The sequence below is a fragment of the Marinococcus sp. PL1-022 genome, assembly GCF_033845285.1.
Classification (GTDB): Bacteria; Bacillota; Bacilli; order Bacillales; family Marinococcaceae; genus Marinococcus.
The window spans coordinates 2,906,153-2,927,401 of the sequence record NZ_JAWXCX010000001.1; the positions used below are offsets into that span (position 1 = coordinate 2,906,153).

21 protein-coding genes are annotated in these 21,249 nt (G+C 49.9%); 9 read left to right on the forward strand and 12 right to left on the reverse strand.

Going from position 1 to position 21,249, the window contains the following annotated elements; all coding sequences use genetic code 11:
• Positions 1 to 104: 104 nt before the first annotated feature.
• Together SIC45_RS14830 and SIC45_RS14835 are read left to right on the forward strand one after the other, a co-directional pair.
• The gene (locus SIC45_RS14830; RefSeq protein ID WP_319632751.1) at positions 105 to 1,313 is read left to right on the forward strand and encodes a multidrug effflux MFS transporter; all 1,209 of its coding nucleotides are present in this window, start codon (positions 105 to 107) and stop codon (positions 1,311 to 1,313) included.
• Positions 1,314 to 1,735: 422 nt separating this feature from the next.
• A complete protein-coding gene (locus SIC45_RS14835) occupies positions 1,736 to 2,704 on the forward strand; it encodes a S8 family peptidase (protein ID WP_319632752.1) in 969 nt (322 codons plus the stop codon).
• Between the two features lie 62 nt (positions 2,705 to 2,766).
• Here SIC45_RS14835 and SIC45_RS14840 read toward each other — a convergent pair whose 3' ends face one another.
• Together SIC45_RS14840 and SIC45_RS14845 are read right to left on the reverse strand one after the other, a co-directional pair.
• Entirely contained in the window at positions 2,767 to 3,486 is a 720-nt protein-coding gene (locus SIC45_RS14840) for a Na-translocating system protein MpsC family protein (RefSeq protein ID WP_319632753.1), read from the reverse strand.
• Between the two features lie 537 nt (positions 3,487 to 4,023).
• Positions 4,024 to 4,353: a hypothetical protein gene (locus SIC45_RS14845; RefSeq protein ID WP_319632754.1), complete on the reverse strand. Its 330-nt coding sequence runs from the start codon at positions 4,351 to 4,353 to the stop codon at positions 4,024 to 4,026.
• A gap of 230 nt (positions 4,354 to 4,583) precedes the next feature.
• Here SIC45_RS14845 and SIC45_RS14850 point away from each other — a divergent pair, with 230 nt between their 5' ends.
• Positions 4,584 to 5,783 (forward strand): DUF418 domain-containing protein, encoded by a 1,200-nt coding sequence (locus SIC45_RS14850; RefSeq protein ID WP_319632755.1) that lies wholly within the window; start codon positions 4,584 to 4,586, stop codon positions 5,781 to 5,783.
• 33 nt (positions 5,784 to 5,816) lie between these two features.
• Here SIC45_RS14850 and SIC45_RS14855 read toward each other — a convergent pair whose 3' ends face one another.
• Together SIC45_RS14855 and SIC45_RS14860 are read right to left on the reverse strand one after the other, a co-directional pair.
• Positions 5,817 to 6,005, reverse strand: a complete 189-nt coding sequence (locus SIC45_RS14855) for a hypothetical protein (RefSeq protein WP_298786577.1) — start codon at positions 6,003 to 6,005, stop codon at positions 5,817 to 5,819.
• A gap of 18 nt (positions 6,006 to 6,023) precedes the next feature.
• Complete coding sequence (locus tag SIC45_RS14860) at positions 6,024 to 6,266, reverse strand: hypothetical protein (RefSeq protein WP_298786579.1); 243 nt, start codon at positions 6,264 to 6,266, stop codon at positions 6,024 to 6,026.
• 120 nt (positions 6,267 to 6,386) lie between these two features.
• Here SIC45_RS14860 and SIC45_RS14865 point away from each other — a divergent pair, with 120 nt between their 5' ends.
• From SIC45_RS14865 to SIC45_RS14880, 4 genes are all read left to right on the forward strand, one after another.
• Positions 6,387 to 7,160 carry an ABC transporter ATP-binding protein gene (locus SIC45_RS14865; RefSeq protein ID WP_319632756.1) on the forward strand — a complete coding sequence of 258 codons (774 nt, stop codon included), beginning with the start codon at positions 6,387 to 6,389 and terminating at the stop codon, positions 7,158 to 7,160.
• On the forward strand, positions 7,157 to 8,818 hold the full coding sequence (locus tag SIC45_RS14870) for a putative ABC transporter permease subunit (RefSeq protein ID WP_319632757.1): 1,662 nt from the start codon (positions 7,157 to 7,159) through the stop codon (positions 8,816 to 8,818). The genes SIC45_RS14865 and SIC45_RS14870 overlap by 4 nt, the downstream gene beginning before the upstream one ends.
• A gap of 142 nt (positions 8,819 to 8,960) precedes the next feature.
• Positions 8,961 to 9,842: a TetR/AcrR family transcriptional regulator gene (locus tag SIC45_RS14875; protein WP_298786585.1), complete on the forward strand. Its 882-nt coding sequence runs from the start codon at positions 8,961 to 8,963 to the stop codon at positions 9,840 to 9,842.
• The gene (locus tag SIC45_RS14880; RefSeq protein ID WP_319632758.1) at positions 9,839 to 11,314 is read left to right on the forward strand and encodes an MDR family MFS transporter; all 1,476 of its coding nucleotides are present in this window, start codon (positions 9,839 to 9,841) and stop codon (positions 11,312 to 11,314) included. Before SIC45_RS14875 ends, SIC45_RS14880 begins: the two co-directional genes overlap by 4 nt.
• 46 nt (positions 11,315 to 11,360) lie before the next feature.
• On the opposite strand, the gene SIC45_RS14885 is transcribed toward SIC45_RS14880, so the two are convergent.
• Positions 11,361 to 12,230: an NAD(P)-dependent oxidoreductase gene (locus SIC45_RS14885; RefSeq protein ID WP_319632759.1), complete on the reverse strand. Its 870-nt coding sequence runs from the start codon at positions 12,228 to 12,230 to the stop codon at positions 11,361 to 11,363.
• Between the two features lie 147 nt (positions 12,231 to 12,377).
• Between SIC45_RS14885 and eutB the strand changes: the two genes are divergently transcribed.
• A complete protein-coding gene (gene eutB, locus SIC45_RS14890; RefSeq protein WP_319632760.1) occupies positions 12,378 to 13,340 on the forward strand; it encodes a hydroxyectoine utilization dehydratase EutB in 963 nt (320 codons plus the stop codon).
• 15 nt (positions 13,341 to 13,355) lie between these two features.
• Here the strand turns inward: eutB and SIC45_RS14895 are convergent, their stop codons facing one another.
• Positions 13,356 to 13,943 (reverse strand): hypothetical protein, encoded by a 588-nt coding sequence (locus SIC45_RS14895; protein ID WP_319632761.1) that lies wholly within the window; start codon positions 13,941 to 13,943, stop codon positions 13,356 to 13,358.
• Between the two features lie 169 nt (positions 13,944 to 14,112).
• Between SIC45_RS14895 and SIC45_RS14900 the strand changes: the two genes are divergently transcribed.
• On the forward strand, positions 14,113 to 15,324 hold the full coding sequence (locus SIC45_RS14900) for a cytochrome P450 (RefSeq protein ID WP_319632762.1): 1,212 nt from the start codon (positions 14,113 to 14,115) through the stop codon (positions 15,322 to 15,324).
• Positions 15,325 to 15,379: 55 nt separating this feature from the next.
• On the opposite strand, the gene speB is transcribed toward SIC45_RS14900, so the two are convergent.
• The 6 genes from speB to SIC45_RS14930 all read right to left on the reverse strand — a co-directional run bounded on the left by speB (position 15,380) and on the right by SIC45_RS14930 (position 21,040).
• On the reverse strand, positions 15,380 to 16,255 hold the full coding sequence (gene speB / locus SIC45_RS14905; RefSeq protein ID WP_319632763.1) for an agmatinase: 876 nt from the start codon (positions 16,253 to 16,255) through the stop codon (positions 15,380 to 15,382).
• Between the two features lie 2 nt (positions 16,256 to 16,257).
• A complete protein-coding gene (gene speE, locus SIC45_RS14910) occupies positions 16,258 to 17,097 on the reverse strand; it encodes a polyamine aminopropyltransferase (RefSeq protein WP_319632764.1) in 840 nt (279 codons plus the stop codon).
• Positions 17,098 to 17,159: 62 nt separating this feature from the next.
• Entirely contained in the window at positions 17,160 to 17,708 is a 549-nt protein-coding gene (locus tag SIC45_RS14915; protein WP_298786601.1) for a YwhD family protein, read from the reverse strand.
• 52 nt (positions 17,709 to 17,760) lie between these two features.
• The gene (locus SIC45_RS14920; RefSeq protein ID WP_319632765.1) at positions 17,761 to 18,264 is read right to left on the reverse strand and encodes a YwgA family protein; all 504 of its coding nucleotides are present in this window, start codon (positions 18,262 to 18,264) and stop codon (positions 17,761 to 17,763) included.
• Between the two features lie 71 nt (positions 18,265 to 18,335).
• Complete coding sequence (locus SIC45_RS14925; RefSeq protein ID WP_298787020.1) at positions 18,336 to 19,649, reverse strand: HD domain-containing protein; 1,314 nt, start codon at positions 19,647 to 19,649, stop codon at positions 18,336 to 18,338.
• Positions 19,650 to 19,795: 146 nt separating this feature from the next.
• Positions 19,796 to 21,040, reverse strand: a complete 1,245-nt coding sequence (locus SIC45_RS14930; RefSeq protein WP_319632766.1) for a dicarboxylate/amino acid:cation symporter — start codon at positions 21,038 to 21,040, stop codon at positions 19,796 to 19,798.
• Between the last annotated feature and the right edge of the window lie 209 nt (positions 21,041 to 21,249).

Genomic DNA, 21,249 nt, shown 5'->3' on the forward strand with positions numbered 1-21,249 from the left:
CGAGTATGGGCAAAAAACTTTCCATCTCTTCTTTTTTTAGTTAAGCTGAAGCAGGTTTAAGCTTTTCCTTCAATCATACCTTCGCTTAGAAAGGCGGTCTACATATGAACCAATTAACCGGATTCAAGCGGGCCCGTTTTGTTATCCTGCTTGGAGCACTTGCAGCACTTATTCCTTTGACTATTGATATGTACCTCCCCGCCCTGCCTGATATTACCGACTCCTACGAAACCAGTGCCTCTACCGTACAGCTGAGCTTGACAGCCTGTCTGCTCGGGCTCGGGGTTGGCCAGCTCGTTGCCGGAGCTCTCAGTGACGTGTACGGTCGGCGCCGGCCGCTGATTATCGCTCTAATCGTTTATATTGCTGCGTCAGCCGCCTGTATTTTTGCGCCGAATATTTTCATCCTGATCGCCGGTCGTTTTATACAGGGCTTTGCTGCGTCAGCCGGACTCGTTATTTCCCGGGCAATTGTCCGGGACGTCAGCAACGGGGCTGAACTCACAAAGCTGTTTGCCCTGCTGATGCTCGTCAATAACCTTGTGCCGCTGCTCGCCCCTTCCATAGGGAGCGGAGTGCTCCTTTTCACCAGCTGGCCCGGAATCTTTTTGACCCTGTCTGTACTAGGTACTATTCTGCTGCTGGTCACAGTGTTCCGTTTAGGCGAGACGCTTCCTGTGGAAGAACGGGTGCCGAGCAATCTCAGCACTACCTTCAGTAATTTTCTATCTCTTCTTAAAGACCGGCAGTTCTCAGGGTACGCTCTATCCCAGGGCTTTATGATCGGCGGTATTTTTGCCTATGTGGCCGGCACTCCGTTTATTTATCAAAATATATACGGTGTATCCCCACAGGTGTTCAGTATTCTGTTTGGGTTAAACGGACTCGGTCTTCTGCTTGGCACGTTTATGGTTGGCCGCTTTGCTTCCGTCATTCCTGAAAAAATATTTCTTGAATCCGGACTTGTGATGGCTTTTGTCGCCGGACTCGCTTTGCTTGTGGTCGTTATTTTTGAAGGACCGCTCTGGGGCATTGTACTGCCTATTCTGTTTTTTGTTACCTCTATCGGCTTTGTCGCCACCTCGTCGTTTTCTCTTGCGATGGAAACCCAGAGCCATATTGCCGGCAGCGCTTCAGCACTCTTAGGTCTTCTTCCGTTTGTGCTCGGTGCTGTTACCGCCCCTATGGTTGGGATTGCCGGCGAAGATACGGCCATTCCCATGGGGCTGACTATCTTTTTGATGAGCGCGTTAGCCCTTGCAACGTATTTCTTCATGGCTAAACGTGGCGGACCGGCAGAAAAGCCGGCTTGATAACCGATAATAATTTTCCATTAATTTATTTATTGGAGTGATATTTATGCTTCAAAAACTTTATTCTCTGGGATTTTCACTCATTATTATCAGTCTCGTGCTTTTTGGGTATCTATTAATCCGACACGAAAATGGTTATATTTTCGCTGTCTTAATATTTCTTATTGGTTTACTGCTGCTTTTGTTCATTTCTAATAAAAAGAGCACAGAAAGAAGCTTACTCTGCCGCATTCAACTGCATAAATACCAGGCCATTGGCCGGGACCCGGATATCAATTCCAAATTTATCTATGAGTGCATGAGGTGCGGGCAGCGTAAAAGTGTATTTCGGGCAAATTGATTTTTTACTGGTTTACTTTCTCCGTTGATCATGCCTTTTCATAACAGGAAACGCTATTACATCCTGATGAGGAGGCATTATTATGAGTTATGTATCTTTAGTTCCGTTCCGAAAAGAAAGCGATGCTTCTGTCACATCTTACGTACCGGCTGGTGTAGAAATGATCGAAGCACCGCTGCAGTGGGAAGAAACATCTCAGGGCGCAGGCAATGTTGTCGCGGTCATTGATACCGGCTGCCAGACGGATCACCCTGATCTGCAGCATCAAATTATCGGCGGGCTCAACTTCACCAGGGATTACCTGGGGGACCCAGCAAATTTTGAAGACAATAACGGACATGGCACTCACGTGGCCGGCACTATCGCCGCTGCCAAGAATGGCCTTGGTATTGTCGGCGTTGCCCCTAAAGCCGGACTGCTGATTTTAAAAGCACTGAACGGATCAGGAAGCGGGAGCATGCAGGGAATTATCGAGGCTGTCCGCTACGCGGTTTCCTGGCGGGGCACTAACGGAGAACGGGTACGTGTAATCAGCATGTCCCTCGGCGGTCCCAAGGACGTCCCTGAGCTGCACGAGGCCATTAAAGAAGCCGTTGCGGCCGATATTGCTGTTGTCTGTGCCGCTGGAAATGAAGGAGACGGGAACGTCGATACTGAAGAGTTTGCCTATCCGGGTGCTTATAATGAAGTCATTCAGGTCGGGGCGGTGAACTTTTCCAGTGAGTTGACCCCGTTTACAAATACCAACGACGAAATTGATCTCACAGCGCCAGGGGCTTCGATTTTATCTACGTATGTGGGGAGCTCCTACACCAGGCTGAGCGGCACTTCCATGGCAGCTCCTCACGTTTCCGGCGCTCTTGCCCTTGTAACCAACTGGGCGGAAGAAGGCTTTGGCCGGCGCATTTCCGAACCGGAGATGTATGCCCAGCTGCTCCGCCGCACTGTTCCTCTCGGCTATCCATTGAGCGCAGAGGGCAGCGGCCTGCTGATGCTCGGTACTGTTAAACGTCTAGCCCGGGGAGCCCAAAGTGAAACCGTCGTCCGCTGACCCGGCGGGTATACAAAAAAGCCAGGCCGGATGCCGGTCTGGCTTTTACATAACCTATAAAGCTATTCTGCCGCTGATACGGGGTCCGTAACAAATACTACAACGCTTGTATCGTTATAAAAATCCCAGTCCACGAAAATATCATGTACCTTCGCTCCAAACAGCTTATCAAAGCGTATCTCGTTTAACAATTGCTTTTCCAGATGGCGCTTCGCGGTTTTCAGGTTTGCTCCATGCCCCAGGCTGATTAATTCTTTTTCGATCAGAATTAAGATGCCTGTCCGAGCCGCAATCAATGTCCGCTCGTTAATTTGATACATTGCAATATCGTCAGGAATTTTTTCTGTTTTGGCACTGACATCGTTCACTTTTCTTTTAATGTTTTCGATATATTCCGGACGTTTCTTTTCATTTTTGGTTTTCAATTCCTGTGAATTTAAGGCAGTAATCATGCCCGAGCGGTTTTCGATATTCCAGTCAAAGTAAAACTCCCAGCCCTCTATATCTGCAATCCTTGAAAGATAATGCTTTACTTCCGGAAGGATCTGCTCCATCATGGTCTCCCGAAGCTCTTCCACAGCTTCCTGGTTTCTCTGCCCCATGATCACCTGTTCCATCGGGGACAGAAATTTGCGGATGTGCATTACGATGCAATGAGGATCAATGCTGACGTAGACCGATTCAGGCCCCTTCCCAAAGTGATCCCGTAATAATTTTCCGAGGTAGCTTCCCAAATGCTTCTGTTGTTCCTGGAGATCTTCACCTGAGTGATTTTCCGCCATTGTCCTCTCCTCCTCATAGTGTGTACACCGGTTATATTCAAAGACCCTGGAAAAAGATCTATGTATTAATTGAAAAATAAAGGCCTACCTCCCCGGGAAGGCCGGCCGTTGTGCCCACAAATATCACCTTGACAAATGATATCCTATTATTACATTCCCATTCCGGCGCTTCGTTCAATCATTTAATTTTAATAATCTGCGTTTAACCTGCGTGTTTATTAAAAAAGCCCAGTTAAAAAGCCGGACACTTTTTCAGCGCCGGCCCTTCTCCTGTATCTACCTCATACTCCGTACATCAAAACGATTTCTGCGTTCCCTGGCGAGCAGCCGGTGAACAGCTTGCTGCCGACCTTGCACACGCATGGTCCGCCGTGTTTTTATGAAGAAAATCACGGAAGAAAAAACAGCTCCAATCAGCAGTCCAATCAAAAAACCAAGCATGAAACCCCTCCCAAATAGTGGTAAAATGTCAGAATTACCATAACAAGGACGTAGAGGTATTAGTCTTAGCAGCTGTTTCCTGTTATGTACGAAGTACTATAATTTTGGTTCGTAGAATTCTACACGGAGACCTTCAAGCGTCAGTTCCTCCGGCTTCCATTCCCCTTCTTCAAGCAGCCCTTCCCGGGTAAACACAAGGGAGTCCTTGTCCTGAAAATCTTCAAGCTCCCAGTAAAACATCCGCTGTTCTTCCTGGTAGATCTCAAGATAAGCGGCATTCGAATTTTCCTTTGCATGGCCTTTAAATAAACCAAAAGGGAATGTTTTTTTGGACCGGTTTGCCATTTTTCTGAACGTGAACTTATGTGTTTCATCAACGGTGCCGTGTATTTCATCTTCATATATATTAATTTCTATCGTTCTCAATGTATCGCTCCCTTTCTGTATTTATTTCCGACTGATGATTACTTATCAATAAAGAGCTCTGTATTCTTTAACGTTATGCAGAGCTGTAGAGAAATAACATGTCTACCATACTTCTTTACTACCCTCATTTTTTCCCATGTAATCTTTCTTTAAGGAATTACCGCAACCTTCTCTCCCTCTGTACGTAGTTTTGATATACTGGATCCAGTTTCTACGAAGGAGGACATCAGATGGCCCAGGCAGTATCTCTACAAGAACGTATACATACTATCGACATGCTAAGAGGCTTTGCCCTGCTCGGCATTATACTGGCAAACATGGCTGCCTTTAAAGCTTTAGGCTTCAGCCAGTACGCAGACATGGTAAATACCAGCCTGACGGAGACCAAAGCGGCCGGTCAAACGATTAATACGCTGCTGGACTTTTTTGTGATTGGAAAATTTTATCCCCTGTTTTCTTTTTTATTCGGGCTCGGATTTTATATGTTCTACAAACGGCTTGTGGAAAAAAACCTTCCCGCTGACCGGATTTTTCAGCGCCGGCTTCTTTTTTTGCTGTTTATCGGCTTGATTCATCTCGTTTTTTTATGGTCAGGCGATATTCTTCATCTATATGCAGTGACCGGCTTCTTTCTGCTTATGTTCACCCATAGAAGCAGTAAAGCAGTTTTAGCGTGGGCTCTTGGACTGATCCTTGCCTCGGGCTTCTTTATGACGCTTCTCTTAACTGCAGCCTCCGCGGGCACCGCCTCAATGAATCCCGGGTCTTCTGCCCGGCAGTCCGTTACCTCCGGCATTTCTGTCATGGCAAACGGCTCCTACGGCGATATTTTATCCTACCGGCTGAGTAATGAAGTCATATTCGTCCTGCTCCAGCTTCCGTTTTCTCTCCCCTTCATTCTTGGGTTATTTCTTCTCGGCTTCTATTTTGGACGCCGGAGCATGTTTACAGAAGCTGAAGCTCATTTGAAGTCATGGAAGCGTCTCTGGCTGCACAGCCTGTGGCTTGGCATTATCCTGAATGTTCTGGTCACAGCATTTAAGCAGGAATGGATAACCCTGCCCGGCGGCCTCAGCACCGGACTCGGAGAGGGCCTGAATTATTTGGCCGGACCGGTGATGATGCTGTTTTACGTGTCGTCCTTTGTGCTGGCTGCAAAAAAACCAGGCCTGTGCCGCTTTCTGCTTCCTTTCGCTCCCATGGGGAGACTTGCTTTAACGAACTACCTGCTGCAGACGGTTATTGCTGTTCTCCTGTTCCATGGCTACGGTCTGGGGCTGTTCGGAGAGATTTCTGTTACTGGCGGTTTTACTGCAGCGTTACTCATTTACTTTATTCAGCTCGCCGGCAGCCACTGGTATCTGAAAAAATTTTCCCAGGGGCCCATGGAATATCTGTGGCGCAAATGGACCTACGCCCGTACAGCGTGAACCTAAAAGGCAGCCGCTCAAGCGCAGCTGCCTTCATTGCTCCGGTTCTTTAGCAATGTTTTTATTCCACCAGTCTGCTGCCTGCTTGCGAAACACGAGCAGCGTGCACCCAAACAAACATAAAATCGCGGGAATCCAGTTCGGCACACTGGCTAAAATAAATAATAATACGCCAATGCCGTTAATAAGCGTGGCCAGATTCATCACTGTTTTTGGTTTCAATGCGTCTCCCCCGTTTGGCTATGTTAATTTTTCCGTTGGATAAAACTCAATTTCCCGGCTTTCCCCAGTTTCCAGGTTTTCTTCACAAAAATGCTCCACAATGTCCTTTAAGGAATCGGAATCAGATGCAGCATAGCGTTCCTTTAAATAGCTGTTCACTTTTTTCTGTTGCTTCCGGTGTGCCTTGGGCACCATCAAAAAACCAATCATTTCACCGTCAGGCGTACGATCCAGTCTATCCGCCAGTTCTTCATAGGTCATTTCAGCCCTCTGCCTCCTTACACGGTGCGCGCTTTTATTATTTCCATTATTTTCTATATCATTTATGATGAATGTGTCTGTTCATCTGCCCACAGCATATCATACAAAGGAGGGCCCGACATGCATGATTCTCCCGCAGTAGAAGTCAACCAGCTGACAAAACACTTTAAGAACTCCATTGCGGTCCACCCACTGAATTTCGAGGTCCATGCTCACGAAATATTCGGCTTTCTCGGACCAAACGGGGCCGGGAAGACAACGACGATGCGAATGCTCGCCGGTCTGCTTGAACCGAGCAGCGGGGATGGCTATATTCACGGCAAATCGATTAAAAACCAGTCACTTGAAGCAAAGCAGCAGATTGCCTATCTGGCCGATAAACCAGATATTTATCCAAAGCTCACAGGGTGGGAATTTCTTCAGTTTATTGCTTCTGTGTTTAACCTCGATAAAAACATATGGATAGAACATGCAAACATGCTGCTGCACCGATTTGATTTAACAGAAAGCGCCGGCAGGTTAATGGAGACATATTCACATGGCATGAAGCAGAAAATAGCTTTAACCGGAGCCCTGATCCACCAGCCGGCTGTTATTTTTCTCGATGAACCTACGGTCGGGCTCGATCCGAAGAGCTCACGCGACCTTCGGGCCATTCTGCGCGAAACAGCGGCAGACGGAACTGCCGTCTTTTTTTCCACTCATATGCTCGACGTTGCTGATCAGCTCTGTGACCGGGTTGGAATCATTCACCAGGGAAGGCTTCTGCAGACGGGCACCCCCGGGGAGCTTAAACAGGAGCACGCCAGTCACGCCGGAGGCTCTCTGGAGGATGTCTTTCTCCGCATGACAGAGCAGCACGAAGCCGAAGATCCTGAAGGAGAGGTTCCGTGATAAAAACGCTCTGGTATTATCAGAAAAAAACCATGCGCCATCAGTACGAGGCTCTCCCTTCCGGGCGCAAAATATTATACATCACTCTTACAGCACTGGCCCTATTTATGATAATTCCCTTTGGCCTCGGCGCAGCTTCCGCTGGGGATGTTTTCTCTGCGGAAAGCTTACGTACAGCCGTCGTTTACCTGCTGCTGAGCACCCTTGCTGTTATCACTTTTGTGACCATGCCGCGCACCTTTCAATTACTGTTTGGTTCAAAGGATATTGAGTTTTTATTCACTCTTCCCATCCGTTCGAGGCACCTGTTTGCCATGCAGTTTTTCACCGGATGGGCCGGATTTCCCCTGCTTTCCTTTTTATTATTAACCGGTCTGAGTATTATTATCGGGGCCGTTTCCGGAGCTCACCTTCTGTTTTTTCCCGCCGCTGCTCTTCTTTTTTTGGGACTGTCTGTTTTTGGAGCGGGCCTCGCATTTCTATTGAATCTGTTTCTTGTTTATATTCTGCCGGCCCAGCGTGCCCAGCAGCTGACTACGATAATCAGTTTCATATCTGCAGCCCTGTTTATTCTGGCTGCGCAGATGCCAAATATCATTATGCAAAACGACAGCACCTCCCTTACTATTGAAGAAGCTCCACGCTGGCTCCCCACGCAGCCCGTGGCAGCCGCTCTTTTCGCTTCCTTTCAGGGGGAAGGCGCCGGTATCATTTATACAGCTTCCTGCCTTGGGGCTTTGGCAATTATAAGCCTCGCTTCTCTCTGGTTCGTGGAGAAACACTATTTCTCCTCCTGGCAGCGGGCCACCGAACCCGTGGGAAACAAAATCAAATCGACCCGGCCCGGGGCAGCCCGCCCTGTTCCCTATGCCATTGCCCTTAAAGAATGGCGGGCCGTGCAGAGAAACCCTAAGGAATGGACCACCTGCTTCACGTTCGCCCTTATTCTTATTTTAATGTTCATTAATTTTTTTGGAAGCGACTCGGCTCTTGCTTCCCCATGGGCAAATCCCGCCTCTGCCTGGAGCAGTGTACACGTGATGCTCGGCCCGGCCATCCTGCTCGGCCTGCAGCAGTTTGCCGCAGCTGCGTTTGGGCGGGAGGGGGACTCCCGCTGGATGCTGCGGGCGCTTCCTATAGATCCCCGGCAGATTGTCCTGGGGAAGTTTCTGGCTCACTGGGTTATGACAGGAGCGGCCATTGCAGCACTTGAGCTGATCGCCTTTCTGCTCTTTGGGTGGAACATTGTACTATTTTTCGCCGGACTTGTGCTGACGCTTTCCCTCACGGCTGTTGCCGCGGCTTCAGGCGTCTGGGCCGGGGCAGCTGGCGGAACATACGACGAAAAAAACCCGCAAAAGCGGGTGCGGTTCGACACAGGCGTGGTATCCTTCTTTCTCAACGTTCTGTACCTTCTGCTTTTTTTCGTTCCCACCTGGATGCTTCTAAGTGCCGGCCTCTCCCTTCAGTCAAAATGGGCCAGCCCCGAGCCGGCTTTTCTCCCCTTATGGGACACAGCCCCCTGGCAATGGATCGGCCTGCTGGGGGCCGGAGGGATTCTGACTGCTGCGGGGCTTGCGCTGCTGATCGTATATCTTCATCTGCGCCGTGGTACAAAAGAGCTTACAGAGCGTGGTGTCGATTATTTAGACACATAAACCTGCCGGACTGCCGGCAGGTTTTTTTATCAAAATCTCTAAGCTCATTACTTGATTCTCTACATGGCAAATGCTACGATACTCCTTGTGACTAAACGTTCACCAAAAGTAACCACAGAGTCAAAAGGAGGCCAAAAACTGCATGACAGAGCGTAAGGATGAGCTTTTGGAAGCAGCTCTGCAGCTGTTTGTGAAGCAGGGGTTTCACTCCACTTCCATCCAGCACATCACAGCGGCCTGCGGTATCTCCAAAGGCGGCTTCTATAAGCATTTTGATTCCAAGGAAACGATGCTTTTAGAGCTGCTCCGCAAAGTGCATGAAAACATGCTTCACGAGGCCGAAAACTATCAGGGAACGCAGCATGAGCCGGAGCTCAAGCGGCTTGAGGGGAAAATACGCATCGAGCTGGAGAAATTCACGGAGTACCGCCCGCTGTTTCAGATGCTTTTCACAGAATTTCCTCCTCATACGGAAAACAAAATTTCCAACTACTTAAACCGTATGCGCCGCTTTTTTCAGGAATGGCATGAACAATCGCTACTGGAAGCCTTCGGCCCCCGTGTGCGCCCTTACGTCAGTGATCTGGCTGTTATTCTCGAAGGAATCATGCATTCCTATTTAACCCTTATGACCTGGCATATTTCCGCCCTGCCGTTGAACCAGTTATCTGCATTCATTGTCGAGAGGCTTCATTCCATTGTTAAGGATGACAGCGATCTACATCCCCAGCTTCCGAGAGGATGGGCTGGAGGAGACGAGCCCATACAGGGTATGGAAAGCATCCGCTGCGAAGCCGAAGCACTGCTTTTGTTTGTAAAAGCCCGGCACACGCAGGGCGACCTGCCTGAAAAAACGCTCCAGACCACGGAAATGATTTACGAAGAGTTCAAGGCAGAAATACCAAGGGAATTTTTGATCGATGCTTTACTGCATCAGCTGCAGCACCACGCGGATCTCCATACGCACACGCAGAAGCTGAGTGCAAAATGGAGCGCATGGAAAGGAGAGAAACACGTACTATGAGTTCTTCATCTTGGGACATCCCCACTGGGCAGAAGGCAGCTATGATTATTGCCCTGCTGCTTGGTGCCTTTATGGGAATTATTAATGAAACATTGCTTGCCACCGCCCTGCCTTCCATTCAGGACGCCCTCGGGGTTACCCAGGGAACCGTTCAGTGGCTGACAACAGCCTTCTTAATGACAAACGGTATTATGATTCCAATCTCTGCATTTTTAATTGAACGCTTTACAACCAGAGGGCTGTTTTTGACCGCTATAGGCTTATTCGGTATTGGTACCGCTATCGCTGCCATTGCTCCCTCATTTCCCGTGCTTCTTTTTGCACGCGTCATCCAGGCCTCCGGCTCCGGCATTATGCTGCCGCTGTTAATGACCGTACTTCTGGCCATTATTCCGGTGGAACGCCGCGGCACAGCGATGGGCATGATCGGGATCGTTATTTCATTTGGTCCCGCTATCGGCCCGACGCTATCGGGTTTTCTACTCGAGCATTTTCCATGGAGAGCCCTGTTTATTACGGTGCTTCCAATCGTCGCACTGACGATCATTACCGGGGCTATCTTTTTGAAGAACGTAACCGAACTGGGCAGCCCGAAGATTGATGTATTGTCCATCATTCTTTCTTCCTTTGGCTTTGGCTCCTTTTTGTACGGCTTCGGAACGGCTTCAGAAAGCGGCTGGGGCAGCCCGGTCGTTCTTACTGCCGTGATTGCCGGCGCCCTGATTATCGGATTGTTCATCTGGCGTCAGTTCACGTTAAAGTCGCCAATGCTCGAATTCCGGGTGTTTAAGTTTAAGATATTCAGCCTCGCCATCGGTATCACTATGGCTGTGTTGGTTTCATTAATAGGAGCAGAAACGCTCCTGCCGCTGTTCATGCAGAACGTGTTAGGCTTTACACCGCTGGAATCCGGCTTAATGCTTTTGCCGGGAGCAATTGTGATCGGGATTATGTCGCCGATTACAGGCCGTCTGTTTGATGCCTTTGGCGCAAAATGGCTCGCAATTACCGGCCTTTCCATTGTCACCATCACTACCTTTATGTTTACGAACCTTTCGCTTGAAACGTCGTTTACGTATTTAACCATTATATATGCAATCCGTATGTTCGGGCTCGCCTGCGCGCTGATGCCGGTCATGACATCAGCATTAAACCAGCTGCCGATGAAATGGTACGCCCACGGCTCGGCTATGGCAAATACGCTGCAGCAGATTTCCGCTTCTATCGGTACGGCCCTTTTGGTGACATTTGTCGCCTTAGGTGCCCAGCAGTATCAGCCTGATGCATCGACCACCGCAGAAGCCGCGCCACAGATGGCGCAGGTAGTCGGATTTGAGTGGGCCTTTATGGGAAGCACTGCTCTTGCCTTTGTAGCCTTGATTCTTTCCCTTTTCCTGAGCTCTCCGAAAAGAGAGAAGGAAATGACCCGCCAGGCAAACGAAGAACAAAAGAGCAACGCCCCCGCTAAATAGTAAAATACCCCGAGAGGCCATTTTTTCAGGCCTCTCGGGGTATTTTTTATTCGCTTCCTTTGGAGAGCAGCTTATATACAGCCGCAAAATCTTCATCACCCATACCGTACTGCTTCGCGAGCGCATACGCTTCCCGTACGGAGCCGGTGACCGGCAGGGAAATTCCCGCCTGGTAGGCTGATTCTTCGAGCAGGTGTAAATCCTTGTAGGCATGCTTCAGTGGAAACTGGGTTACGTAGCTGCCGCTCAGAAGCATGTCCCGCTTTCCTGCCACCGCAGGAGCCGTCGTCGGCACCTGAAGCAGCACATCAAGCGCCTGCTCCTTATCAAGTCCCAGTCCTTCTGCTGCGTGCAGCCCTTCCGACAGACTGGTCATGGCATGCATCAGCGTTAGGTTGACGGACATTTTCATCGCAGAGCCGCTTCCGCTGCTTCCCATATAGTGCACATTTTTGCCCATAATTTCGAGAAGCGGCTGTACTGTTTGTACATCCTCCTCACGGCCGCCGGCAAGAAATACCAGCTCGCCCTTTTCAGCAGGTCCTTTAGACCCGGACACCGGTGCGTCCACCAGGCGCATTTCCTTCATTTTTGCAGTTTTGGCCATTTGCCGGGTAAAGCCGGGATTGACTGTGCTCATATCCACCCAGATTTTCCGGCTCGTTTCGCCGGCAAACAGGCCGTCCACGCTGTTTGCGATCTCCTCTACTGCTTCAGGGTTCGACAGCATGGTGAATACGACATCCACCTTGGACACCAGCTCTCTCGGCGTTTCCCTCCATCCAGCTCCTGCATCGAGCAGGTGCTGCGCCTTCTGCTTGGTCCGATTATAAATCGTAACCTTTTCTCCGGCATCCATTAAATTTTTTACCATGTTTGAACCCATAATTCCCGTTCCAATAAACCCAACTCTCACACTCATTCATCCTTTCTACGCACGCTTCTATTTGGGTGTTCCCTATCCGCAATCTGGCAAACGTCCGCCAGAGCGTATTGTTTTCGCTTCTCCGCTTATGTTTAAATAAGTATAATTATTAATTTTGCTGCAGCAGGAGATGATTCTATGTTAACACTTCAGGATGCCTGGGAAGCAAGACAGCGTTTACGTCCGGTACTTCCGGAAACGCCGCTCCTTTTTTCCCAGCCACTGACAAATATTGCCGGCCATCCCGTGTACTTAAAGCTCGAGCAAATGCACGTCACCGGCTCCTTCAAGCTCCGGGGAGCAACTAACATGATTCGTTCCCTGACTCCGGAGCAGCGGGACCAGGGCGTCGTCACATTTTCCACCGGTAATCACGGTTTTGCCGTAGCGACAGCAGCAGCCCTGCTCGGCATCCGCTCTGTCGTGTGTGTTTCAGAAAACGTACCGGCAAATAAAGTCGAGGCGCTCAAAGCAAGCGGCGCTGAGCTGCATGTAGAAGGAAGCGGCCAGGACGAAGCCGGAGAAGTCAGCGCCCGCCTCGTCGAAGAGGAGGGACTGACTCTTATCCCTCCCTTTGACCATCCTTCGGTCATCGCCGGACAGGCAACGATGGGACTCGAAATCATCGAGCATCTGCCCTCCGTGAAGCACGTGCTCACCGGCCTTTCCGGCGGCGGCCTGCTATCTGGCCTCGGTCTTGCCCTGAAGGAACAAATTCCTGATCTTGAGCTTATCGGTCTGTCCCTCCGGGAAGGAGCTGCTATGGATGAGAGCCTGAATATCGGCAAGCCAACGATCGTTCCGGAGGCACCAACACTTGCCGACAGCCTGCTCGGAGGTATCGGTCTCGAAAACCAGTATACTTTTTCCATGGTCCAGCGCTACGCTGATCAGCGCCTCCGGCTGCATGAGGACACAATCGCCCGGGGCATGGCCTTTTTATACGATAAGCACAAAATGGTCGTCGAAGGAGCAGCCGCTGTCGGCACCGGTGCCCTTTTGGATGGACTCGTGACCGTTAACGGTCCTGCTGTTCTCATCGTTTCCGGCAGCAGCGTAGACGTGCAAACACACCGCGAAGCAGTCGTGCCGTATATTTAAAGACGCTGCCTGCTGCTATATTTTCTTTTCTTCCCGCTGGCGCGACCGGTATGGAGAGAGGGACAGCAGATCCATGGCGTCCTGCTTCTTTGTTTTTTCCCATTCCTTTCGGCGCTGTGCGAACCATTTATAGTAGTTTTTATTTCCCATCTGCTTTTTCAAAAAAGAAAGGCTCTGAAGCGGCCCCTCTTCGGTACAAAGCGTTGTCAGCTGCAGCTGATATGCTTCTTCCTTCTGCAGCCATGCATCCATCTGCCGCGTGGACATTAATACATACGGCACCCTGCCTTCATACAGACGACGGTAAAGCAGCAGCCGGTAATCTGACCGGATGAGACGGTCGGCTGCCTCCTTCTGCTCCCGGAATTTTTCCGGAAAACGACGCGTGAGCACTTTCGCTTTTTGCTCTTCCGCGGCAGCCCGCTGTTCAATATAGCGGGGTGTATCAGCAACATAAAACGCACGGCTGCGGTAGCTTTTAAAAAACGGCAGCTCCCGCTCCCAGGCAATATATCCGTATTTATCCTTTTCTAAATCATCGTTGCGGTATAGACGGTGGCATTCGAGTTCGTTCCATTTACGATTCCATTCATGATAGATCATATTTCGCTATACCTCCGCAAGGGATGGATTTTCCTACATTCTAATTGTTTCTTCTTCAAACAACAATGATGACGCTTTCGAAAAAACGGGAATATCATTAACCTGTCCCCCGTTTCTTAAAATGTACGGGTACTTCCTTGTCAAGCCTACTATAAAGGAGCCGATTACCATGAATAATGAGTTCAGCAGCAAAGATGCCGGCTTATTCACCCACGCCTTTAACCAGAACCCGTACCCCGCCTTTCACTCTCTACAGCAGCACGATCCGGTGCACCAGGCCTTAATGCCCGATGGCCATTACGCCTGGATCGTCACCCGGTACGAGGATGCTGTTGCGGTACTGAAGGACACTCGCTTCATTAAGGATTTCACTGTCTTTTTAAATGAAGAAGAGCGTGCCAAAGCACAGAAAAATATTTTTTCCCAAAATATGCTTTTTGCGGATCCACCGGATCATAAAAGGCTGCGTGGCCTCGTTCAGCAGGCGTTTACACCGAAAATGATTGAAGAGCTCCGGGGCAGGATTACAGAAATTGCAAATGAGCTGATCGATGATATGCAGGACCGCTCCCGAATTGATATTATCGATGATTTCGCCTTCCCGCTTCCTATCATTGTTATCTGCGAAATGCTCGGGGTCCCAAGCGAGGACAGAGATAAGTTCCGCACCTGGTCCAACACTCTCGTGGAAGCGTCCAATGACCCCGGAAAAGCCGAAAAAATTCAACAGCACACGGAGGAATTCACCGCCTACCTCCGGGAGTGGATAGCCACGAGGCGGGAGCAGCCGGAGGATGACATGGTGAGTAAGCTCATCCAGGCAGAAGAGGCAGGCGACCGTCTGTCCGAGCAGGAGCTTTATGGTGTCGTTTCACTGCTCATTATCGCCGGCCATGAAACGACGGTAAACCTCATTGCAAACGGCCTGTTTGCTTTGATGACTCACCCGGAGCAGATGCGCACGTTACAGCAGCAGCCGGACCTCATCCGCCCGGCTATTGAAGAAATGCTCCGTTTCGAAGGACCGGTGGAATTCAGCACCGACCGCTGGGCCGCTGAAACACTCGAACTCCAGGGGAAAACGATCAACAAGGGAGATCATGTCCTCGTTGCGCTTGATGCGGCTAACCGCGATCCGGAAGCATTTGAAGACCCCGACGTTTTCGACATCACCCGCGGCCAGAGCAAACACCTTGCTTTTGGCAAAGGCATGCATTTCTGCCTCGGGGCCCCGCTTGCCAGAGTCGAAGCTGAAGTCGCCGTGAATACGCTGCTCGAACGCTTCCCCGGGCTGCAGCTGGACTCAGCTTCCGCTGATCTGGAATGGCGGCCCGGCATGCTCATGCGCGGCCTCACGGAGCTTCCCGTTCGACTGACGTAAATAAAAGACCGGAAAACCTTTTGAGGCTTTCCGGCCTTTTTCATGGCCAAAGCTTTTATTTTGTCCAGCCAAGCAGCATTTCCCGAATGCATTTTCCAGCTACAATTGCGGTCTGGTCGCCGCTGTCGTACGGCGGTGAAATTTCTACAATATCGGCCCCGATCACGTTAACCTCCGAGGCGGCAATCGCGTGAATGGCTTCCAGCAGCTCCTTTGACGTTATGCCCCCGGCTTCCGCCGTGCCTGTGCCCGGAGCGTACGCCGGATCTAAAACATCAATATCAATCGATACGTATACTGAACGTCCCTTCAGCTCTTTCAAATCCCGCTGCAGCGGCTCCGCCACTTCAAACGGGGAGAAGTGCATGCCGGACGTCCGGGCATAGTCAAATTCTTCTTTTTCTCCGGAGCGCACTCCGTAGGAATACACATTTTCCGGTCCTATTTTTTCACAGATTTTCCGTACCGGGGTGGCGTGGGATAATGGCTCTCCTTCATAGTCTTCGCGCAGGTCCGTATGCGCATCAATATGAATAAAGGCCACGGAAGGATCATGGGCGCAAGCCGCCTGCATAATCGGCCAGGTCACAAGATGCTCTCCGCCTATCCCGAGAGGGAATTTGCCATCCGCAAACAAACGCGCCGCCGTCTCCTGAATAATCTCTACGCTTTTGCCTGGATTTCCGAACGGAAGCATCATATCCCCGGCATCGTGATACGAATAATCCTCCAAATGTTTGTCCAGATAGGGACTGTATTCCTCGAGACCGATAGATGTCTCCCGGATCCGGTTCGGACCAAAACGGGAGCCCGGCCGGAAGCTGACCGTCCAGTCCATCGGCATGCCGTACAGCACCACGCTGCTGTCCTCATAGGAAGCAGAACTCCCGATAAATACCTTTCCTGTATAAGCCGGATCAAAGGCGTCCATCGTCAATCCTCCTTCCGTTCAAGGCCCCGCTGCACAAAAGCCGGAAGCGCAAACGCCGCCTCATGTATATCTGCCGTATAGTACTGAGTATCCAGTGCTTCTGCCCTGTGGCGGTGAACCTCCTTGGGCCTGTAATGCTTCGAACCGATGGTAAACGTCCACAGACCGCTCGGATACGTAGGGATATTTGCGGTATAGACATCGGTATGGGTAAATATTTCCTTTACGTCATTGTATACGGTCCGAAGAAGGTCCGCGTGAAACCACGGATTGTCTGTCTGGGCGACAAAGATGCCGTCCTCCTTTAATGCCCGGTGGATGCCTTCGTAAAAGCCTTTTTCAAACAGCTTCACCGCCGGACCGACCGGCTCCGTGGAGTCAACCATAATTACGTCATACGCGGCTTCACTTTCCGCGATATGCATAAACCCATCGGCCACCTGCACGTCCACCCGCGGATCATCAAGCGCCCCGGCGATGGAAGGCAGGTATTTTTTTGAATACTTCACCACCTGGCCGTCGATTTCCACAAGCGTGGCCGCCTCTACCGAAGGGTGCTTCAGCACTTCACGGATAACGCCGCCGTCGCCGCCGCCGACAACCAGCACATGCTTTGGTTCGGGATGCGCTGCAAGCGGCACGTGGGCCATCATTTCATGATAGACGAACTCATCCTTTTCTGTTGTCATAACCATGCCATCCAGCAGCAGCATGTTCCCGAACTCCGCCGTTTCCACTACGTCGAGCTGCTGGAAATCGGTCTGCTCTGAATGCAGCGTTTTCGTAACGCGTGCAGTAATACCGAAATGCTCCGTTTGTTTTTCTGTAAACCACGTTTCCATAGCCGTTCCTCCTCTTTTCACAGACGAAACGTGCGGGAAATTTTCCCGCACGTCCCTGTTTTTTATTGCTCCGCCGCTCCGCGGAAGGCCTCATACAGCTCTTCTGTCGAATTGTTCCACATGTCCTGGTTAAATGCTTTTAAATATTCCTGCAGAATGTAGCGGGAATGCTCATCCATGTGCGCAATGGCTATGCGGCCTTTAATTGCTTTATCCAGATTGTTCACATGCTCCGGCATACTTTTGTACGCACGGCGGGCTTTTTTGTCTACGAGCATTTCGCAGGCACCAAGACCGGCGTAGAACGCACCGTTTTCTCCCTGCTCCGTCGATACCCATACGAGCCAGTACAGCTTGCCATCCGGTACGCTGCTTTTATCCGGGCCGAATTTCACCCGTTTTTCCGGTTCGGATCTGGCGTGCAGTGCTCCCATGTCAATAAATGCCGCGTCTTCGGCCGGATCGATGAAAACAGGGGTTACATTGTCCAGACTGAGGGCGCCGGCGTTAAAGCCACCGTCCCCTTTCGTAGCGTCCCCGCTTAAAATATTGAACTGGCTGCCGCGTTTCTTTTCAGCGCCTTTATTATTATCTTTACTGAATTCACTCATTCGTAAAAAGCTCCTCCTTTAATCGTTCCTTATTCTTATCGTACCTGTTTTCTTACTGATTCTGCAACGATTCGATATATTCCCAGCCTTCTTCGAATTCTTCCGGGCGGTAATTCTGGCTTTTTTTCAGCTCGGCCACCCGGGATTCCACCGCTTCTTTGGACAGATGATCGAAATAAAGCATCGTGGAAACAAGCTCCAGAAACCGGGCACTCTGGCTGTTCAGACTCTGAAGAACAGGCTTTGCCCGCTCCGTTGGCCAGTCGAGCGGAAATTTCTCCAAAAACGAAGTTCCGTCTTCGGAAAGCTCATACCGGTACTGATAGTAGCCGGATTTTGTTTCTTTGCACTCGGTAATAAGGCCGAGGCCGCACAGTTCTTCGAGCCGGAGCGTCAACTCCTCTGAATAGGGACCGTACATACGGAACGTATATTTTTCCTGAAATGGAAGGTTCAGCTTTTTTCCAATGTATACGATTTTCTGCAGTTTTTTTCGTCCAACAATTTCTCTGGTATCCTCAAGCAGAGCCATAATCTTAGCGTGATCCGGTAGCATAATGCCGCTCCCCCTCCCTTTCTGCTGCTTTCTTTATGTATCTTCCGGCTTCGCCCGGAAGGACGGCGGAATTACCGTTCTACTTTCCCCAATTTTAAATGAAGGATGTCCTTAATCTGCTGCTTTGTATCTTCCTGCCCGGGCTCCTCGAGAATTTCTGACGGATAGTATAATTTATGGTCGGTCCGCTTTTTACCCGAAATCGCCTCTACCACATCTGACTCTCTCGACAATTCGCGGAGACGGCGGTCCGGCATCAAAAGATGAATAGGCACCCGGTCCTCTTCCTCACCGGGCCGGTAGAAATCATACGGCAGATCCGACGAAGAATCGACGACCAGATAATATGCAGGATCCACACCAAGATCTGCAAACAGCTGCTGCAGTCGCAGCCATTCATTCATCATAAAGTGCTGGTCGAATTCCACATATTTAAACAGACGCCTGTTCATGAAGCGGCGGCACAGATCCTGCAGAATTGTATCTTCTTCCTTCTGCCACATCAAAAAATAATACATAACGACCGATTCGTCGAGGTCCAGATAATCCTCAAGCGTAATGGCCCCGCGGAAAAAGCTTTCAAAATGGTGCGGAGGGTATTTAAACGGATAATCCTCGTTTTTAAGATCTTTGACGCGCTGCAGGATTTTTGTCAGTATCACTTCCGCACTTCTTGTTACCGGATGGAAATACACCTGCCAGTACATCTGGTACCGGCTCATAATATAATCCTCGACCGCATGCATGCCGGTTGCCTTAATAACCACCTGATCTTCGGTCGGCCTCATGACTCGGAGTATACGCTCCATATCAAAATGACCGTAGCTGACCCCGGTATAAAAGGCATCCCGCTGCAGATAATCCATCCGGTCCGCATCAATCTGGCTGCTGATCATACTGACAATCAGCTTATTCGGATGGGTTTTTTCAATTACATCTGCGACCTGCTGAGGAAAATCCCCGCCCATCCGGCGGAGCACGGTGTTTACTTCAGTATCTCCCAGAATAATATGGCGCGTCCATTCTTCGTGGTCCGTGTTAAACACTTTTTCAAACGAATGGGAAAATGGCCCGTGGCCGATATCATGAAGAAGCGCCGCACTCAGGCAAAGCAGTCCTTCGTCCCCATTCCAGTGCGGACGACCTTCAAACACCTCGATAATCCTGCGCATGATTTCATACACGCCCAGGGAATGGTTGAAACGGGTATGCTCCGCTCCGTGAAACGTCAGAAACGTCGTTCCAAGCTGGCGGACGCGGCGCAGCCGTTGAAATTCTTTTGTTCCCACCAGATCCCATATGAGTTCATCGCTGATATGAATGTAGCGGTGGACCGGGTCCTTAAATACTTTTTCTTCTGGAAGCTTCTTATTTCCAACCGGCATGGTCATTGCGTTCCTTTCCGTCTCTGTTTCAGCGGGCCCGCTGATCGTATATTTCAATACTATTATTATAGCAAGTTCTTTCCTGGCTTAGCAAAAAAAGCAGCCATAAAAAATACCGGCAGCATATGCCGCCGGTACTTTTAAAATCATTCTTTTCCCATATGCTCTACTTCTTCTCCACGTTTTCGTTTCTCTGAACGGTCAATTACAAACGCACATACGGCGTCGCCTGTCACGTTCAGGGAAGTCCGGAGCATATCAAGCAGACGGTCGATACCGATAATCAGAGCAATACCTTCTACTGGCAGCCCGACCTGGGTAAGTACGAGCGAAAGCATAATCAGTCCCACGCCTGGAACGCCGGCAGTACCGATGCTTGCCAGAGTTGCCGTCAGGATAATGACGATTACCTGGGTAAAGGAAAGATCGATGCTGTACGCCTGCGCAATAAACACCGCCGCCACGGACTGCATAATGCCGGTACCGTCCATGTTGATCGTCGAACCAAGCGGCTGAACAAAGCTTGATACCGGTTTGCTTACCTTCAGTCGTTCCTGGGCCATCCTCATCGAAATCGGCAGCGTTCCACTCGAGCTCGATAAACTAAAGGCCACGGCCATTGCCGGGAAAAACTCCCTGAAGAACGTGAGCGGATTGCCCTTGCCGAGCAAAGAAATGGCAAGAGTGTAAACTATAGCCGCCTGAAGCACGAGAGCAAGAATAACTGCGAGAGCATACATTAAAATGGACTGAAGACCATCCAGCCCCGCTTCGCCAATGGCAGAAGCAATCAGGGCAAAGGCACCGAACGGCGCAGTGTACATAACAATCGTAACCAAAAACATGAGAATATCATTCAGCTGTTCAAAGAATTTCGTTACCATTGAAACTTTACTTCCAAGCATGGCAAGGGAAATACCGATAAAGATCCCAAAGGCAATAATCTGCAGCATGTTCGCCTCTGCCATCGCCTGTACCGGATTGTCCGGAATAATGCCAAGCAGGGTGTCAGTGATGGAAGGCGCTTCTTCTGCGTTATAGCTGGCGTTTTGAATGTCAAAGTCCCCGCCGGCTCCCGGCTGAAGTACATAAGCAACAATCACGCCGATGGTGAGCGCAATCGCCGTAGTTGCAAGGTAAAACACAATCGTCTTACCGCCGATCCGTCCGAGATCTCTCGGATTCAAAGCCGCTGCCCCGAGCGTAATCGAAACGAACACAATCGGTACTACGAGCATCGTAATTAAATTAAGGAAAATTTCGCCGACAGGATACAGTAAGTATGTATCTATTGGATTGTAGACGCTGTCCGGTCCAAAGCTTAGAATGATTCCTGCAATCACACCTGCGACAAGCGCGATTAAAATCCAAATCGTCAATTTCTTGTTCATGTTAAGGTCCCCCTTTTCAAATATAAATATTATGAATATTCTCTCTATGTTGTTTTTCGGGCCCCTCCACTTAAAAACTCTCTCAGGCAGATACCGTAATTATACTGTTCATTATTCTGTTTGGAAAGGAAAAATCCTGGTTTCTTCTATTATTTAGTGCCGTGCAATGTCCCACATAGAAATGGCAGTGTTATAATAAGACCGGTCAA